Here is a 15,515-nt window from a genome sequence, read left to right as displayed (position 1 = left end):
CTCGTTGATCTTGCGCATCGCCTCGGCCACCTCGGGGCGGACGCGGGTCATGTCGTAATAGTCGGCAGGCGCGCTCATCGGCATGACGGCGGGGATCGGGGACTGGTCGGTCATCAGGCAAGTTCTCCTTGCAGAACGCCGTCCTTGACGACGACGCGCCCGTCGAGGGCGATGGTGCAGTTGCGCATCGGAAGGTCGAAATGGCCGAGCGTGTAGCGCCCGGCATATTGGTTGGCCCCGGTGGACCACAGGAAGGACCCGGCAATCGCCCGGAACTCCACCGCCTGCATGTCGCGCTTGTCGTACATGGCGGCGCTGACCCATTTCGCGCCGTGGTTCATGCCCCAGCCGACATGGCTGATCCCATAGGCGTTGTGGTCGTTCCAGGCTTCCATGTATTCGCGTAGGTGCAGCGCGTCGATCCCGTCGCCCTTGATGGCGGTGACGAAGTCGTTCTCGATGGTAAAGTCGATCCGGCTGGTCAGGAACGTCTTGAACGTCAGGTTCATGTCGCCCACGTCCATCACCACCCGCCCGTTCGCCGCATCCTTGCCGGGGAAGGCCAGGCACAGCCCCGCGGGCCAGTGCGCCACCGCCCCCGGCTTCGTGCCGAACCCCGCCGTGCCGCCGCAGGGCGCGCCGCGCAGGTCCACCGTCAGGTCGGTCCCGGCGGGCGAGGTCACCCGCATCTCGGCCGCCTCGCGCAGCATCTGGATGCCGATCTGCAGCTTGATGTCATCCTCGGCCTTGGGCTCGGTGCGCTCCAGAATCTCGGGATGCTCGTTGGTGATGACCAACAGCCGCGTGCGGCCGGCATCCTCGATCTCGGGCCATTCCGGGGCGTGGATCAGCCCCTCGACCGTGCAGTCCACGATCACCTCGACCAGTTTCAGCGCCTCCACCACCGCGCGGTTCCCGGCGATGGCCCAGCTGGTGCCGGTGGATTTCACCGGGACCGGCGCGGTCTGCGCAGGGGTCGGCATCTGGATGTGGAAGCTCTCCGCCCCAAGATCGTAGGCTGCCAGTTCGCACAGATGCACCAAGACAGGGCGCGACTGGGTTTCGCTGATGATCGCGATCCTCGTTCCCTGTCCGATCCCGTTCAGCGCGAAGACCCGGCGGAAGGCGGCAAGCCACTTCCCCTCGATCCGTTCCTGCAGCATCCGCCCCCTCCCGACCCCAGGTGCGACGATTCGCCCACCTGCAAAATGCTTTACTGGTCAGTATAGTTTTTCGGTAAAGCTGCGTCTGTCAACGGTTTTCGTTGGCCGGTCAGTTTGTCCTTGCTCCGCAATGGGTTGCGGAACCCCGTCCCCCCAGATCATTCAGAATCGGGCAGTCCGGGCGGTCGTCGCCGGCGCAGGCATGGACCAGGGTTTCCAGCGTGGCCTTCATCGCCTGCATCTCGCGGATGCGCCCCTCCAGCGCCCCGATCTGCGCCTCGGCCAACTGCTTCACATCGGCGCTGGCCCGGTCGCGGTCGCGCCACAAGGCCAGCAGGTCGGCGACCTTCTCCATCGGGAAGCCCAGGTCGCGCGCCCGGCGGACGAAGCGCAGGATCTGCACCTCCTTCGGGCCATAGGTCCGGTAGCCCGATCCGGTGCGCCCGGCGGGCGGGATCAGCCCCGTCTCCTCATAGTAGCGGATCATCTTTGCCGAGACGCCGCTTTCGCGCGCCGCTTCCCCGATGGTCATCATGCGCGGGCTCCATAGCGTTTCAGCCGCAGGGCGTTGGTCAGGACGAAGACCGAGGACATCGCCATCGCCCCGGCGGCAAGGACCGGCGAGAGGAGGATGCCGAAGGCCGGATACAGCACCCCCGCCGCAACCGGGATCAGCGCGGCGTTGTAGGCGAAGGCCCAGAACAGGTTCTGCCGGATGTTCCGCATCGTCGCGCGGCTGAGGCCGATGGCAGCGGCCAGCGCGGGCAGGCGGCCCGAGACCAGAACCACATCCGCCGCCTCTATGGCGATATCGGTGCCGGTGCCCATCGCGATGCCCACATCCGCCTCGGCCAGCGCGGGGGCGTCGTTGATCCCGTCACCCGCAAAGGCCAGCGCGCCTTGCGCCTTCAGCCTGTGCAGTGCCTCGACCTTGCCCTCGGGCGTCACCTCGGCCACCACCTCGTCGATCCCCAGATCCCGCGCGATGGCCCGCGCCGTCCGGACGTTGTCGCCCGAGATCATCGCCAGCTTCAGCCCCAGCGCCTTCAGCGCGGCAATCGCCTGCGGCGTCGTCGGCTTCACCGTATCGGCCACCGCCAGCAGCGCCACCGCTTTGCCGTCCCGCGCGGCATAGATCGGACTCTCGCCCCGGTCGGCCAGCCGCTCGGCCTCGACGGCGAAGGCTGCGATGTCCACGCCCCGCTTGCCCATTTCGCGCGCCGAGCCGAGCGCGATCTCCGCCCCGCCGACCCGCGCCGAAACGCCGTGGCCGGGCTTGGCGAGGAACCCCTCCGCCACCGGGACTGCCATCCCCTCTGCCGCGGCCACGATGGCGCGGGCGACCGGATGCTCCGACCGTGCCTCGACGGCCGCCAACACCGGCAGCAGGGCTTCCTTCGTCTCTCCCTCGGCGGGCTGGAAGGCAGTCAGCACCGGCTTGCCCTCGGTCAGGGTGCCGGTCTTGTCGAAGGCCACCACCTGCACCCCTTGCAGCGCCTGCAAGGCCTCGCCCTTGCGGAAGAGGACCCCCAGTTCCGCCCCCCTGCCCGTCCCGACCAGGATCGAGACCGGCGTCGCCAGCCCCATCGCGCATGGGCAGGCGATGATCAGCACCGCCACGCCATTGACCAGCGCCATGGGCAGCGATGGCGCGGGGCCGAATGTCAGCCAGACGAGGAAGGTCAGCGCCGCCACCGCCATCACCGCGGGCACGAACCACAGCGTCACCTTGTCGACCAGCGCCTGGATCGGCAGCTTGCCGCCCTGCGCCGCCTCGACCATGCGGATGATCCGCGCGAGCATCGTATCCGCGCCGACCGCCACCGCCTCCATCACCAGCGCGCCGGTCTGGTTCACCGTGCCGCCGATCACCCGGTCGCCCGCGTGCTTTTCCACCGGCAAGGGCTCGCCCGTGACCATCGACTCGTCGATCCAGCTCGCTCCCTCGGCCACCCGGCCATCCACCGGCACCCGTTCCCCGGGCCGCAGGTCCACGAGGTCGCCGGGCCGCAACTCGGCCACCGGCACATCCCGCACCTGCCCGTCCCGCCGAAGATGCGCGACGGCAGGTTGCAGGCCCACCAGCCGCTCGATCGCGCGCGAGGACCGCCCCTTGGCCCGCGCCTCCAGAAGTCGCCCCAGCAGGATCAGCGTCACGATCATCGCCGCCGCCTCGAAATAGACCGCGACCGAGCCGGGGGGCAGCAGCCTCGGCACGAAGGTCGCCAGCGTCGAATAGGCCCAGGCCGCGCCCGACCCGACCGCCACCAGCGACGACATGTCCGGCGCACCCTTCAGCAGCGCTGGGACGCCTTTCAGGAAGAACCGCCGCCCCGGGGCGACCAGCACCAGCGTGGTCAGGGCGAACTGGATCAGCCAGCTCGTCCCCTGCCCGACGGTCATCATCACCCAGTGATGGAAGGCCGGGATCATGTGCCCCCCCATCTCCAGCACGAAGACCGGCAGGGTCAGCACCGCTGCAAGGATCAGGTCGCGGGCCAGCCCCTCGGCCTCGCGCGCCCGGCGCAGGGTCGGCGTCTCGGTCGAGGCCGTGGCGACCCGCGCCTCGTAGCCCGCCGCCTTGACGGCGCCGATCAACGCGCTCGCCCCTGCCAGCCCTTCGACCCGCGCGCTTTCCGTGGCGAGGTTCACATGCGCCTCCGTCACCCCCGGCACCGCCTTCAACGCCCGCTCCACCCGCGCGACGCAGGAGGCGCAGGTCATCCCCTCGATCACCAGCTCCTGCGCCTGAACCGGCACGTCGTACCCGGCCTTGCGCACCGTCTCGACCAGGATTTCCGGCGCGGCGATCCCGCGCACCTCGGCGCGTTCGACCGCCAGGTTCACGCTGGCCGCCGACACGCCTGGAACCGCCTTCAGCGCCCGTTCCACCCGGCCCGCGCAGGACGCGCAGGTCATCCCGGATATGGGCAGGACAATGGTGGCTTCGGTCGGTTGCGCGGTCATGATCCGTCCCTTTCCTGCAAGCTGGCCTCATCCTTATCAAGGTTCCCACCATGGTAAGGTCAACCCCCTCGCGATCATTTGCGCGCCCGCTGGGGGAGCCGCACTTGACAGCCCATCCAATCCAGAGAACACCGCTTTACCGACAAATTTTGGTCAACAATTCCAATTAGGCAGGGCGACGTGGTTTCCACCAAGAAGACATTGCAGGCCCAGATCATGATCGCCGACAAGCTTCAGGCAACGGCAGTTGTTCGCAGGAACTCGATTACTTTCGTCGAACAGATCCTTGCGCTCTACGCCGCGCGGCGCCCCCTGGTCCTTGTCACCGGCGAAGCCCAGGTCGACCACCTGCCGGGCCTCGCGATCGACCGCTGCATCGACCCGGGCGAGAAGTCGGGCTGGTTCACTGCGCATCATCCGGTGATCCTCGACGATGTGCCCGCCCAGGTCAGCTACACCTCGGGCACCGAGGGCCTGCCCAAGGGCATCCTGCTGACCCATCTGAATCTCGGCTACACGACCGAACGCATAATCGAAGAGATGCAGCTGACCTCCGAGGTCCGCGAATATGTCGGCGTCCCCGCCACCTTCAGCTTCGGCATGGCCCGCTACCGCGCGGTCAGTGCCGTGGGGGGCCGGGCCTATCTGCCGCCGCGTGGCTTCGACCCGCTGGAACTGGCCCGGATGCTGGCCTCGGGCGAGGTGAACGCGCTTTCCGCCGTGCCGACGCTCCTGCGCATCCTGCTGGCCGACCCCGCCATCATCGGCGCGCATGGCAAGGCGCTCCGCTGGATGGAAATCGGCTCGCAACATATGACGGCGGACGAAAAGCGCCGCATCCGCGAGATGTTTCCCAATGCGGTGATCATCCAGCACTACGGCCTGACCGAAGCCTCGCGCAGCACCTTCCTGCACATTTCCGGCGCCACCGACGCCCAGCTCGAGTCGGTCGGCCACACCGTCGGCTCGGGCGAGATCGCGCTTTCCCCGGACGGGCGCATCCGCATCCGGGGGCCGCAGGTCGCCCGGTCGCGCATCGACGCCGAGGGCCTGCACAAGTTGACCGATGCCGACGGCTGGCTGCAGACCAACGACCTCGGCCATCTGCAGGACGGCTATCTCTATTTCGACGGTCGCGCCGACGACCTGATCAACTGCGGCGGACAGAAGGTCGTGCCCGACCAGCTGGAAGAGCGCATCCGCAGCCGCGTCGGGGCGGACGCACAGATCGCCGTCGCCAAGGTGCCCGATGCCCAGCGCGGTGAAGGCGTCCTCGTCGCCCTGGCCGGAGACAGCGCCCGACTGCCGCAGGTGCGCGACGCCGCGATCACGGCGCTGCAGGAAATGGGAATCTCCGCCGGTAGCGCCCTGCATGTGATCGCCGTCGATAGCCTGCCCGTCACCGGCACCGGCAAGGTGCAGCGCCGGGTACTGGCTGAAGAGTTCAGCGCAACGCGGACCAGCACGCCCGCCCCGGCGGCCGAAAACCCCGATGCCATCGACGACGTGCAGTCGCTGTTCCAGTACGAATTCCCCGGCCAGGCGGTCGAGCCCTCGGACACGTTCGAGACCCTGGGCGGCGACTCGCTGCACTACATCCAGTTCTCGCTCGCCTTCGAGAAAAGCTTCGGCCAGTTGCCCGACGCCTGGGAAAAGCTGACCGTGTCCCAGCTGCAAGAGGTGGCGAAGGTCGACAACAAATCGACGTGGCGGCGGATCGAATCCGCGACCCTGACGCGGGCCTTCTTCATGATCTGCATCGTGGCCCTGCACACCGAAGCCTTCATCTACAGCCCCAACTGGGGGGCGGCCTATTTCCTGGTGACGCTGGCGGGCTATTCGGTCGCCCGGTTCCAGTTGCCGGAAATCATCCGCTCGGGCAGCGTCCGCACCCTCTGGGGCACCATCCGCTTCGTCGCGGTCCCGACCATCCTGATGTATGTCCTGATGGAGATTCTGACCAAGAAGTTCCTGCTGACATCGCTGCTCCTGGTCGATAACTATCTGGATCCACACAAAATTACCGGATACACCTTCTACTTCATCGAATTCTACGTGCAGCTGCTCGTCCTTGCCGCGATACTCTTCTCCTTCTCGAAAGTGCGCGAGGCGTTCCGCCTGCGACCGATGCTCAGCGCCTTGGTCCTTTTCGCGGTGGTGGTGGTCATCGACCGGACGGTCGAGCATTTCTGGAACGGCGACTACAACTATCACCGGACGCCCTGGCACTACGGCTGGTGCTTCACCCTCGGCATCGTGATTGCCACGGCGCAGGACCTGAAGTCGCGCATTCTTGTCATGGCGCTGGCACTGGTCTCGGCCTATGCCGTCTGGCAGCTGACGCCCGCCGCATTCTACGTGGCTGGCGGCTGCGCGATGATCCTGTTCGTCCGGTCAATCCCGGTGCCTGCCCCGGTCAAGGTGGTGATCGCGGAAATCGCCGGCGCCTCGATGTTCATGTATCTCTGCCACTACCAGATCATCTCGATCGTCACCAATATCTTCGGCGAGCCGAGACCCTGGATCTCGCTCTTCCTGTCGATCGCGGTCGCGGTCGTTTGCGCCCATCTCTACGTCTGGGTGGAACGCAAGATCCTACAGCGCCTGACACCGGCTCCTGTCGCCGCGGCTCTCTGACCAGAATGATCGGATGGCCCCACCCCGCAAGGGACCGGGGCCATCCGATCATGCCTACTTGTTGGTCGCGAGATAGGCCGCCATGTTGGCGGCATCCTCTTCGTTGGGCAGCTTGAAGCTCATCTTCGACTTGGCGGCGGCGTCGCCGGTGGTGGCCTTCACCCAGGCGGTCGGGTCGGCAAGATAGGCGGCGATCTGCTCTTCGTCCCAGACGACACCCTTGGCGTTCAGTTCCAGCATCCCCTCGCCGTATTTGAAATCGGGGGCCGAGGCGGCGGCGCGTCCGACCACGCCGTAAAGGTTCGGGCCGGTCTTGCCGCCCTTCTGTACCGCGGTCCCGTCGGGCGCGATGATCGAATGGCAGGATTTGCACTTCTTGAAGGTTTCTTCGCCCTTCGCCGGGTCTCCGGCCAGGGCCGGACTCGCCAGGACAAGGGCAAGGAGGGGAATCACTCGGGTCAGCATGGGGCTATCCTTTCGGGTTTTGCTGCATGAGGTCTTGGCACGGTCGCCGCGGTCCGGCCTTGACTTAGGTCAGGCTTCCTCGGCCTCCGCGATCAGTCCCGCCACCCAGCGCGCGGCAAGCCAGGTGGCCGGCAGACCGACGGGCAGTGACAGCCACAGGGCCGTGACGGGCGGAATGTTGGGCAACCCGGCGCTGGCCCCGATCAGACCGAGGAGAAAGAGGTTGATCGCCGCGGCGGCGGTGGCGAAGGGCCAGAGCAACGCCATGAGCCGCCACGAGGGCCTAGTGGCTGGTGCCGTCCTCGAAGGTGATCTTGTTCCAGACATTGTATTTTCCTGACGGCTTGACCATCGGCAGTCGCTTGAGTTCCTTGAAGGTCGCGGCGTCGTAAACGATGACCGCGCCGTCCATCTCCCAGATCGAGACCAGAGCATATTTCCCGTCCCGGGTGAACTCGGTATGCGCGACGGTCTTGCCCGGTTCCGGCGTCAGTACCTTGACCACCTCCAGCGACTGCTTGTCGATGATGTGCATCTCGCCCTTGTGCGCGCCGGTGAAGACATCGGCCCAGAGATACGGCGTGCCGTCATGGCTGCGCAGGAAGAAGCCGGGGCCGGAGGTCTCGATGGTCTTGACCAGCGACCAGTCCTCCATGTCGATCACGCTGATCCGCCCCTCGTTCAGATGCGGGATCGCAACGACGCGGTGGCCGTTCCGGTCCCAGCTGATGCCCGACCCCAGATGCGGCATCCCCGGCAGCGGCAGGCTGGCGATCTCGCGGCCCACGTCCAGGTTGACGACGACACCGGTCTCGCCCTCGCGATTCGCCCCGATCAACTCGCGGTAGTCGGGCGAGAAGAAGAAGTCGTCCAGCGGCGCCGACACCGCGATCCGGCGGCGGGCGAAGAGGCCCTTCTCCACGCCCATCGCTTCTTCCATGCCGTTCTCGTTGTTGTGGACGAAGCCTTCGGAATAGGGCCCGCCGTCTTCGGTGAAGGCGACCTCCCAGATTTCCGCCACATCCTTCAGCGCCAGCACGAAGGTGCCCCGCTCCGGCGCCTGGTAGACGGCGGAAACGCGGGAGGGGTCGCCGTTGCGGCTCGTGACCTCGAACACCTTGGCCACCGTCAGGTCGGCCGCGTTCAGGATCGTGAGCGTGTTCGGCAGGTAGTTGGCGACGGCGAGATACTTGCTATCCGCGCTCATCGCGATATTGCGGCTGTTCAGCCCGGCGCGGACCCGGCCCACCTCGTGCAGCGACCAGATGTCGTATTTCTGCACCCAGCCATCGCGCGACATGACGAACACATAGCGTCCATCCGAGCTGAATTTCGGCCCGCCATGCACGGCGAAGGGCGTCTCGAAGCGATCCAGCACGTCGAACCTGTCGCCGTCCAGCACCGAGATATGGCTGTCGCCGGTCTCCACCACCAGGGTGATATTCATCGGATCGGCGGCGAAGACCGGCGCGGCGGCGGGGGTATAGTCGTCGCGAAGCGTGCGCGAGGCCGCGATCTCCGCCTCGCCCCAGACCGGGGCGACCAGCGGCTGGCCGATGTAGTCGGCGACCGCGGCGATCTCCTCGGGGGCCAGTGTATCCTTGAAGGCAGGCATCTGCGTCATCGCCCGGCCATCCGCGATGGTGGCCGCCAGCTTGTCGCCCTTGAGCCGCCCCAGGCTCTCCGGGATCAGCGCCGGCCCCGTGCCGCCCAGCCGCGTCCCGGCATGGCAGGAGGCACAGAGGTCGGCATAGATCGCCGCGCCGTCGGGTTGTGCTAGGGCGGGGGCGGCGAGCAGGAGACTAAAGAAAGCGATGCGCGGGATCATGGCTTTTCCCCCGGAACGGGGTGACGGCAAGGCGCTCGGTCTCGTCCACCCCGATCTCGGCATTGGTCAGGTAGCAGGCAGGATCTTCCGCCCAGGGATCGCCAGTGACCTGCAGCGCCCGGATGCGGGTATTGCCGCCACAGATATCCTTGAAGGCGCAGGCGCCGCAGCGGCCCTTCAAAGGTCGCGGGCGCTGGCGCAGCGTCGCCAGCATCGGGTCCGCCCCGGTCCAAAGGGTTGAAAACGGCGTGTCCTTCACCGACCCGACCGTATAGTCCGACCAGTAGGTATCCGGGTGCACCTTCCCTTGCGGGTCGATGTTCGCCACCCCCAGCCCGCTGGAATTGCCGCCCCAGGCCTCCAGATGCCGGACCACGTGCTCCGCCCGCTGCAAGGGGAAGTTGCGCTCCACCCAGCGCAGGAACCAGACGGCATCGGCATCGTTGTTGCCGGTCACGATCTCCAGCGGCTGATCCTCGGCCACCGCCACCCAGGCCCGGTCGATCAACTGGTCCATCGCCTTGCGCGTCCGGGCGCGGGCCGTATCCTCGCCCCGGTTCTTGTTGCCGCGTCCCGCATAGACCAGATGCGAGAGGTAGAACTTGTCCACACCTTCGGCATCGCAAAGGTCGATCATCGCGGGCAGCATCTCGGCATTGTCCTCGGTGATGGTGAAGCGCAAGCCCACCTTCACGCCCTTCGCCTTGCAGGCCCTGACACCGGCCAGAGCCGCGTCGAAGGCCCCGTCCACGCCCCGGAACCAGTCGTTCATCCGGCCGATCCCGTCCAGCGAGATGCCGACATAGTCGAAGGACAGGTCGACCAGCCGGTCGATGTTCTCGGCAACCTTCGTCCCGTTGGTGGACAGCGACAGGTGGCGGAGCCCAAGTTCCCGCGCGCGCTCCGCCAGCGGGAAGAAGTCGAAGCGGCTGAGCGGCTCACCCCCCGACAGGATCAGCGCGGGGATGCCGAATGCGGCAAGGTCGTCCAGTACCCCCATCGCCTGGTCGTGGTTCAACTCGCCCGGAAACGGCACATCGGCGCTGGTGGTATAGCAATGCCGGCAGCGCAGGTTGCAGGTGCGGGTCAGGTTCCAGATCACCACCGGCTTGACCGGTCCGGTCCGGCGGCGGACCGGCGTGGGGTGGACAAGCTCGCGCATGTATTGCGTCAGGCGGAACATCAGCCTTCTCCGGCGAGGCGCATGCCCGATTTCTTCAGGATGCGGGTGGAATAGAGAATGTCGCTCGACCGGCAGGCCGCACCCAGAAGGGCGGCCACCTCGGCACGCTTGGCCTCGACCTCCGCGCGCGAGCGGCCATGCAGCATCGCGAACAGATTATAGGGCCAGTCCGGCAACGCGCGGGGCCGCAGGTAGCAATGCGAGACGAAGGGCAGCGCGCCAACCTGCGGCCCCAGCGCCGCCGCCTCGTCGTCCGCGACATCCCAGACGCTCATCCCGTTCGCGGCCAGTCCCAGCGCATAGTGGTTGGGCGCCAGCGCCACCCGGCGGATGACGCCCTCGTTCTGCATCGCCTGCATCCGGGCGATGACCTCGCCTTCCGGCAGGAACAGCCAGCGCGCAACCTCCTCGAACGGATGCGGGGTCAGCGGCAGGCCGGACGCCGTCGCCTTCAATATCCGCCGATCGGTCGCATCCAGCGTCATGCCTCTACCCGGAAGCCGATGAAAAACTCTTTCAGTTTTGGAAAGCGCAGGACCTGAAGCCCCGTCTCCCCCTCGATCCGCACCGCCGCCTCCGCGATCTGCTCCGGCTTTTCGCAAGCCAGGACGAACCACATGTTCAGCCGGTGCTGGCGTTCATAATTATGCGCCACCTCGGGCTGGGCATTGACCAAAGTCATGACCTCGTCGAAGCGGTCCCGCGGCACCGCCATCGCACACAGGCAGAAAGCCCCGCCCATCGCCTCGGCGTCGATGAAGGGGCCGAAGCGGGTGATCGCGCCGATCTCGCGCAGATGGGTGATGCGGTCGACGACCTCGGGCTCGCTCAGTCCCGCCTCCTGCGCGATGCGGGCGAAGGGGGCATGCTCCATCGGCAACCCCTCCTGCAAGCGGTTGATCAAGAGGCGGTCGGTAACATCGAGCGCCTCGGGGGCAAGGGTGGTGCGCATCAGGCGGCCTCCGACAGACGGGCCCCGGACTGCTTGAAGCAGCGGGTGGAGAACAGGACACGATGGTCCACCCCCGACAGCGCAGGCAGCGCGCGCGCGGCGGCCAGCACCTCCCCGGCCTCGGCGCGGGAGCGGGCGTGGATCATGCAATACAGTCGGTAAGGCCAGACCCCGGCGACCGGTCGGCGTTCATAGGCCAGCGTTACCCCCGGCAGAGCGGCCAGCGCCTGACCGGCGGCCAGGGTCGCGGCTTCCGGCACGTCCCAGACCACCATCGCATTCGCCGTGAAGCCCAGCGCGCGGTGGCGGACGATCACGCCCAGCCGGGTCAGGATGCCCGCCGCCAGCAGCACCGCGACACGCGCAAGGATTGCGGTTTCGTCCCGCCCGAGACGCAGGGCAAGGGCGGCCCAGGGCTGGGGCGTCAGGTCCAGCCCCCCGCTCAGCGCGTCGAGCAGGGGGCGGTCATCGCCCCGCAGGACGGTCGCCTCGACCCCCCGCCTGCCTGGCATGGCGACCCGCTCCCCCTTCAGCGGGAAGCCGAGGTCGATGTTGAACGACCGCACGAGGCGCAGGTCCAGCAGCTGATGTGCCACGGCCGGGCCAGGAACCTCCCCTCCCCGGCGTGGGGAGGGGTTGGGGGACACATTCACGGGATCCGCGCCCCGAATGGAGGGCGATCCCCCCTCTCTCCCCACACGGGGGAGGGAAGCACCATCTGGAGATGGATTCGCCCCCGACAGAACCGGCGCAACCCGCGCCCCGATCCGCGCCAGCATCGCGGCAAGGGCCGCCGCATCCAGCGCGGTCGCCACGAACCACAGGTTCCAGTCGTCCTCGCGCAGGTAGGAATGATTGACCCCCGTCTCGGCGCCCACGATGGCGGCGACCGCCTCGATCCGCTCCTCGGGCACGGCGAGCGCGGCAAGGGTCGAGGCCCCGGCGGTGTTGGGTCGCACCGTGCCCCCGACGCGGGCGATCCGCCCCATCGCCTGCATCCGCGACAGGCGGTCGATCACCTCGGCCTCGCTCAGCCCCAGCCTTTGGGCGATGCGGGCGAAGGGGCGGCTCTCCAGCGGGAAATCGCGCTGGAACCCGTCCAGAAGCGCAAGGTCGATGGGGTCGATCCGGTCCATCGCCCTCACAGCCCCGTCTGGTGCGCGCGGGCGGTGAAGAAGATACCGCTCGGCGCTTCCGCGGGGATTTCGGCGATCTTCTCCCGCGTGCGGGTGTCGTAGACCAGCACCTTGTTGTCATCGCGCGAGCTGATCCAGACCTCGGCCCCGCGCGGGGCGAATTCCATATGCAGCACCGCCTTGCCAGGCGTGAGAGTGGCCACGACCTCATGGCTGCGGCTGTCCACCACCTGCACCGTGTCATTCAGCGGGGTGGCGAAGTTCACCCAGACGTAAGGGCTGGCGGGCTGGGCGATGATGAAGACGGGCTGCCCGTGGACGGGGGTGGTCGCCACCGTCGCCTGGCTGTCGCGGTCCACCCAGAGAATCTCGTGCCGCCCCACGGCAGGCAGCGCATATTGCCCCTCGGTGAAGGCCCAGCCCTGCAGGTGGGGCATCTTGTAGACCGGCATGTCCTCACCCTCCTTGCCGTAACCGGTAAGGAATTTCTGCGGGACAGGATTTGCGTCCCACAGGTCGAAGGCGGTGACGCCCTTCTCGCCGAAGAGGCCGACCAGATAGGTATGCGCATCGTCGGTCAGCACGGCGTCGAACGGATTCTTGCCCGCATTCCCCAGCGGCGTGACCACTGGCTCCGGCCCCGAGAAATCGCCCAGGAACACCTCGCCGGTATCCCAGACCGCCCAGGCGAAGCGGCGGCCGGGCACGTCGACCAGCCCGATGGTCTTGCCCGCAGCGGGGATGTCGGCCACCAGCGCCAGCGTGTCCGCGTCGAAGACCTTCACCCCGCCGGGCTCGTAGTTCGACACGGCGACCAGCTTGCCGTCATCCGAGATCGCCCCTCCGATGGAATTCCCCGCCTGCACCGTCCGCGCGACGACCGCACGGGTCAGGATATCCACCTTGGTCAACCCACCATCGCGCCCGAACACATAGGCGAAGCGTTCGTCCGGCGAATAGGTCAGCGAGGCGTGCGACAGGTCCCCTAGCCCCTCGATCCGCCCCAGGGCGGCGCGCTCGGACCGGTCCACCAGCACCAGGCTGCCGGTCGCGCGCTCGACGACCAGACCCAGGTCCCCGGTGGCGATCAGCTCGTCCCCGGCCCAGAGCGGGGTGGCGAGAAAGGCAAGCAGGCACAGGCGTTTCATGGGGTTTCCCCTTTCAGGTAATCGGCGATCCACAGCGCCTCGGCCTCGGTCAGAAGCGGGCGCCAAGGCGGCATGGCGGTGCCCGGCACCCCGTCCAGGATGATCAGCGCCAGCCCCTCGCGGTCGGCATGGGCCAGCGCCGCGGTGGTCAGCGGGCGCCCGAGCCCCCCCTTGCGCGTCAGCCCGTGACAGGACCCGCAGTCCTGCAACACCATGTGCTCCAGCTCGGTCGCGCGACCGGGGGCGATGTCGGCCGCGACGGGAAGCGCCACCAGGACCACAAGGCACAACGCCTCGAGCACTTCGTGCACGCGTCGTATGAGGCGCGACCAGCGAGGAGTGCACGACGTGCTCGACGAGCGGTCAGGCATAGGCCGCCATCCCCGCCCCCTCGCAGAGGGCGGCATCCAGCTCGGCAATCTCGGGATACATCCCTGCGACGCGGCCGATGACGAACAGCACCGGCGCCTCCGGCTGCGCCATCGCCACATCGGTGCCGATCTGCCCCAGCGTCGACAGAAGCCGCGTCTCGCGCGGGGTGGTGGCCGCGCTGACCGCCAGCACCGGCAGCGACGGCGTCATCCCGTGCCGCATCAGTTGCAGCGCGATCTCGGTGATGTTGGCCGCGCCCATGTAGACGACCAGCGTCGTCTCCTCCGACGCCAGCGAAGCCCAGTCCAGATCCAGCGCCGCATCCTTCGCCCGGTGCCCGGTCACATAGCGCACCCCGGTCGCCAGCCCGCGATGGGTCAGCGGCACCCCGGTCGAGGCCGCCGCCCCCTGCGCCGAGGTGATGCCGGGCACATAGCTCACCCCCACCCCGGCCAGACGGCAGGCCTCCGCCTCCTCCGAGCCGCGCCCGAAGATCATCGGATCGCCGCCCTTCAGCCGCGCGACCACCAGCCCCTCGCGGGCGAGGTCGACCAGCAGGGCATTGATCACCTCCTGCGGAACCTTGTGGAATTTCGGCAGCTTGCCGACGTCGATCCGCCGCGCGCAGACCGGCACCAGCGCCATGATCTCGGGGCTGACCAGCCGGTCATGCACCACGACATCCGCCTCGCGGATCAGCCGCAGCGCTTTCAGCGTCAGGAGGTCCGGATCGCCCGGACCAGCGCCGATCAGGTGGACATGACCAGTATATGGGCCGGGAATTTGGCTGTGATCTTTCATGGCGAGCCCCGGTGAAATGAAAAGGGGCGGGGATGAAGGGAACGGACACCCCCGCCAGGAGGCGCCCACGGCCCATGCAGGCCGCGGGCAAGGGAACCTCAGTAGATATCGTCCTTGGTGTTCAGGACGTTGAACTTGCCGGTCGGGGTGATCAGGCGCTTGTCCTTGATCACCGTCTTCAGCTCCAGCGTCTTGTCATCGACCACGACGATAGCGGATTCCTGGTCCTTGCCGTTCCAGACGCTGAACCAGACCTCGGTGCCTTCCTTGTTGAACTCGGGCTGCACCACGCGCGGCTGGCCTTCCGCGATCCCGGCCCATTCCGCGATCGGCAGAGTGGTGTATTCCGGGTCCACGTTCGGATCGCCGCCCATCTTGTCGATGTCGAACACCGCGACCGACCCCGAAATCTCGGCATCCGGGTTCAGCGGCGCATCGACATAGAGATGCGTCGAGTTCGGATGGGTCTTGATGAACAAGGACCCGCCGCCCAGCCCGAAGAAGCTGTCGACGATCTTCCAGGCCTGGTCGGGGTGCCCCTCCGGGTCGGTCCCGATCAGCGCGATCGATTCGTCGCCCAGGTGGCTGGTCGCCCAGACCGGCCCGTAGACCGGGTGCGTGAAGTTGGCGCCACGCCCGGGGTGCGGGGTCGCGCCGCCGGTCTCCACCAGCGCCGCCAGCTTGTCTTCCTTGGTGTCCACCACCGCGATCTTGCCGCGCTGGTTCGCCGCCACCAGGAAGTAGCGCTTGGAACTGTCGAAGCCGCCGTCATGCAGGAAGCGTTCCGCCTCGATCTCCGTGACCTTCAGGTTCTTCAGGTCGGTGTAGTCGACGAAGAGGATCTTCCCCGTCTCCTTCACGTT

15 protein-coding genes are annotated in these 15,515 nt (G+C 67.4%); 1 reads left to right on the top strand and 14 read right to left on the bottom strand.

Annotated elements, in window-relative coordinates; genetic code table 11:
• Positions 1–113: 113 nt before the first annotated feature.
• From V7Q39_RS12715 to V7Q39_RS12705, 3 genes are all read right to left on the bottom strand, one after another.
• Positions 114–1,163, bottom strand: coding sequence for a peptidase M29 (locus V7Q39_RS12715; RefSeq protein WP_333816963.1), 1,050 nt, complete (start codon positions 1,161–1,163; stop codon positions 114–116).
• 109 nt (positions 1,164–1,272) lie between these two features.
• Entirely contained in the window at positions 1,273–1,695 is a 423-nt protein-coding gene (cueR, locus tag V7Q39_RS12710; RefSeq protein ID WP_443082517.1) for a Cu(I)-responsive transcriptional regulator, read from the bottom strand.
• On the bottom strand, positions 1,695–4,130 hold the full coding sequence (locus V7Q39_RS12705) for a heavy metal translocating P-type ATPase (protein ID WP_333816961.1): 2,436 nt from the start codon (positions 4,128–4,130) through the stop codon (positions 1,695–1,697). Before V7Q39_RS12705 ends, cueR begins: the two co-directional genes overlap by 1 nt.
• Positions 4,131–4,310: 180 nt before the next feature.
• Between V7Q39_RS12705 and V7Q39_RS12700 the strand changes: the two genes are divergently transcribed.
• The gene (locus V7Q39_RS12700) at positions 4,311–6,767 is read left to right on the top strand and encodes an AMP-binding protein (RefSeq protein WP_333816960.1); all 2,457 of its coding nucleotides are present in this window, start codon (positions 4,311–4,313) and stop codon (positions 6,765–6,767) included.
• A gap of 54 nt (positions 6,768–6,821) precedes the next feature.
• Here V7Q39_RS12700 and V7Q39_RS12695 read toward each other — a convergent pair whose 3' ends face one another.
• The 11 genes from V7Q39_RS12695 to V7Q39_RS12645 form a co-directional block, all read right to left on the bottom strand.
• Positions 6,822–7,232, bottom strand: coding sequence for a c-type cytochrome (locus tag V7Q39_RS12695; protein WP_333816959.1), 411 nt, complete (start codon positions 7,230–7,232; stop codon positions 6,822–6,824).
• 69 nt (positions 7,233–7,301) lie between these two features.
• Positions 7,302–7,499: a hypothetical protein gene (locus tag V7Q39_RS12690; RefSeq protein ID WP_333816958.1), complete on the bottom strand. Its 198-nt coding sequence runs from the start codon at positions 7,497–7,499 to the stop codon at positions 7,302–7,304.
• A gap of 16 nt (positions 7,500–7,515) precedes the next feature.
• Positions 7,516–9,060, bottom strand: a complete 1,545-nt coding sequence (locus V7Q39_RS12685) for a cytochrome D1 domain-containing protein (protein ID WP_333816957.1) — start codon at positions 9,058–9,060, stop codon at positions 7,516–7,518.
• The gene (gene nirJ / locus V7Q39_RS12680) at positions 9,035–10,243 is read right to left on the bottom strand and encodes a heme d1 biosynthesis radical SAM protein NirJ (RefSeq protein ID WP_333816956.1); all 1,209 of its coding nucleotides are present in this window, start codon (positions 10,241–10,243) and stop codon (positions 9,035–9,037) included. Before nirJ ends, V7Q39_RS12685 begins: the two co-directional genes overlap by 26 nt.
• Complete coding sequence (gene ahbB, locus V7Q39_RS12675; RefSeq protein WP_333816955.1) at positions 10,243–10,728, bottom strand: siroheme decarboxylase subunit beta; 486 nt, start codon at positions 10,726–10,728, stop codon at positions 10,243–10,245. The genes nirJ and ahbB (V7Q39_RS12675) overlap by 1 nt, the downstream gene beginning before the upstream one ends.
• Positions 10,725–11,195 carry an Lrp/AsnC family transcriptional regulator gene (locus V7Q39_RS12670; RefSeq protein WP_333816954.1) on the bottom strand — a complete coding sequence of 157 codons (471 nt, stop codon included), beginning with the start codon at positions 11,193–11,195 and terminating at the stop codon, positions 10,725–10,727. The genes ahbB (V7Q39_RS12675) and V7Q39_RS12670 overlap by 4 nt, the downstream gene beginning before the upstream one ends.
• Positions 11,195–12,331: a siroheme decarboxylase subunit beta gene (gene ahbB / locus V7Q39_RS12665; RefSeq protein ID WP_333816953.1), complete on the bottom strand. Its 1,137-nt coding sequence runs from the start codon at positions 12,329–12,331 to the stop codon at positions 11,195–11,197. Before ahbB (V7Q39_RS12665) ends, V7Q39_RS12670 begins: the two co-directional genes overlap by 1 nt.
• 5 nt (positions 12,332–12,336) lie before the next feature.
• Positions 12,337–13,479: a cytochrome D1 domain-containing protein gene (locus V7Q39_RS12660; protein WP_333816952.1), complete on the bottom strand. Its 1,143-nt coding sequence runs from the start codon at positions 13,477–13,479 to the stop codon at positions 12,337–12,339.
• On the bottom strand, positions 13,476–13,790 hold the full coding sequence (locus V7Q39_RS12655; RefSeq protein WP_333816951.1) for a c-type cytochrome: 315 nt from the start codon (positions 13,788–13,790) through the stop codon (positions 13,476–13,478). Before V7Q39_RS12655 ends, V7Q39_RS12660 begins: the two co-directional genes overlap by 4 nt.
• A gap of 52 nt (positions 13,791–13,842) precedes the next feature.
• Positions 13,843–14,652, bottom strand: coding sequence for a uroporphyrinogen-III C-methyltransferase (gene cobA, locus V7Q39_RS12650; RefSeq protein ID WP_333816950.1), 810 nt, complete (start codon positions 14,650–14,652; stop codon positions 13,843–13,845).
• Between the two features lie 98 nt (positions 14,653–14,750).
• The coding region (locus tag V7Q39_RS12645) for a cytochrome D1 domain-containing protein (protein ID WP_333816949.1) at positions 14,751–15,515 on the bottom strand (765 nt) is incomplete at its 5' end.

Origin of the sequence: Tabrizicola sp. (assembly GCF_036781545.1) — a bacterium.
Taxonomy (GTDB): Bacteria; Pseudomonadota; Alphaproteobacteria; order Rhodobacterales; family Rhodobacteraceae; genus Tabrizicola.
Note: the sequence above shows the minus strand (reverse complement) of the source record. Positions and strands in the feature narration are given on the sequence as shown.

Coding starts and splice junctions, on each gene's coding strand:
- V7Q39_RS12715 (WP_333816963.1), bottom strand. CDS start 1,163: ATGCTGCAGGAACGGATCGAGGGGAAGTGGCTTGCCGCCTTCCGCCGG.
- cueR (WP_443082517.1), bottom strand. CDS start 1,695: ATGACCATCGGGGAAGCGGCGCGCGAAAGCGGCGTCTCGGCAAAGATG.
- V7Q39_RS12705 (WP_333816961.1), bottom strand. CDS start 4,130: ATGACCGCGCAACCGACCGAAGCCACCATTGTCCTGCCCATATCCGGG.
- V7Q39_RS12695 (WP_333816959.1), bottom strand. CDS start 7,232: ATGCTGACCCGAGTGATTCCCCTCCTTGCCCTTGTCCTGGCGAGTCCG.
- V7Q39_RS12690 (WP_333816958.1), bottom strand. CDS start 7,499: ATGGCGTTGCTCTGGCCCTTCGCCACCGCCGCCGCGGCGATCAACCTC.
- V7Q39_RS12685 (WP_333816957.1), bottom strand. CDS start 9,060: ATGATCCCGCGCATCGCTTTCTTTAGTCTCCTGCTCGCCGCCCCCGCC.
- nirJ (WP_333816956.1), bottom strand. CDS start 10,243: ATGTTCCGCCTGACGCAATACATGCGCGAGCTTGTCCACCCCACGCCG.
- ahbB (WP_333816955.1), bottom strand. CDS start 10,728: ATGACGCTGGATGCGACCGATCGGCGGATATTGAAGGCGACGGCGTCC.
- V7Q39_RS12670 (WP_333816954.1), bottom strand. CDS start 11,195: ATGCGCACCACCCTTGCCCCCGAGGCGCTCGATGTTACCGACCGCCTC.
- ahbB (WP_333816953.1), bottom strand. CDS start 12,331: ATGGACCGGATCGACCCCATCGACCTTGCGCTTCTGGACGGGTTCCAG.
- V7Q39_RS12660 (WP_333816952.1), bottom strand. CDS start 13,479: ATGAAACGCCTGTGCCTGCTTGCCTTTCTCGCCACCCCGCTCTGGGCC.
- cobA (WP_333816950.1), bottom strand. CDS start 14,652: ATGAAAGATCACAGCCAAATTCCCGGCCCATATACTGGTCATGTCCAC.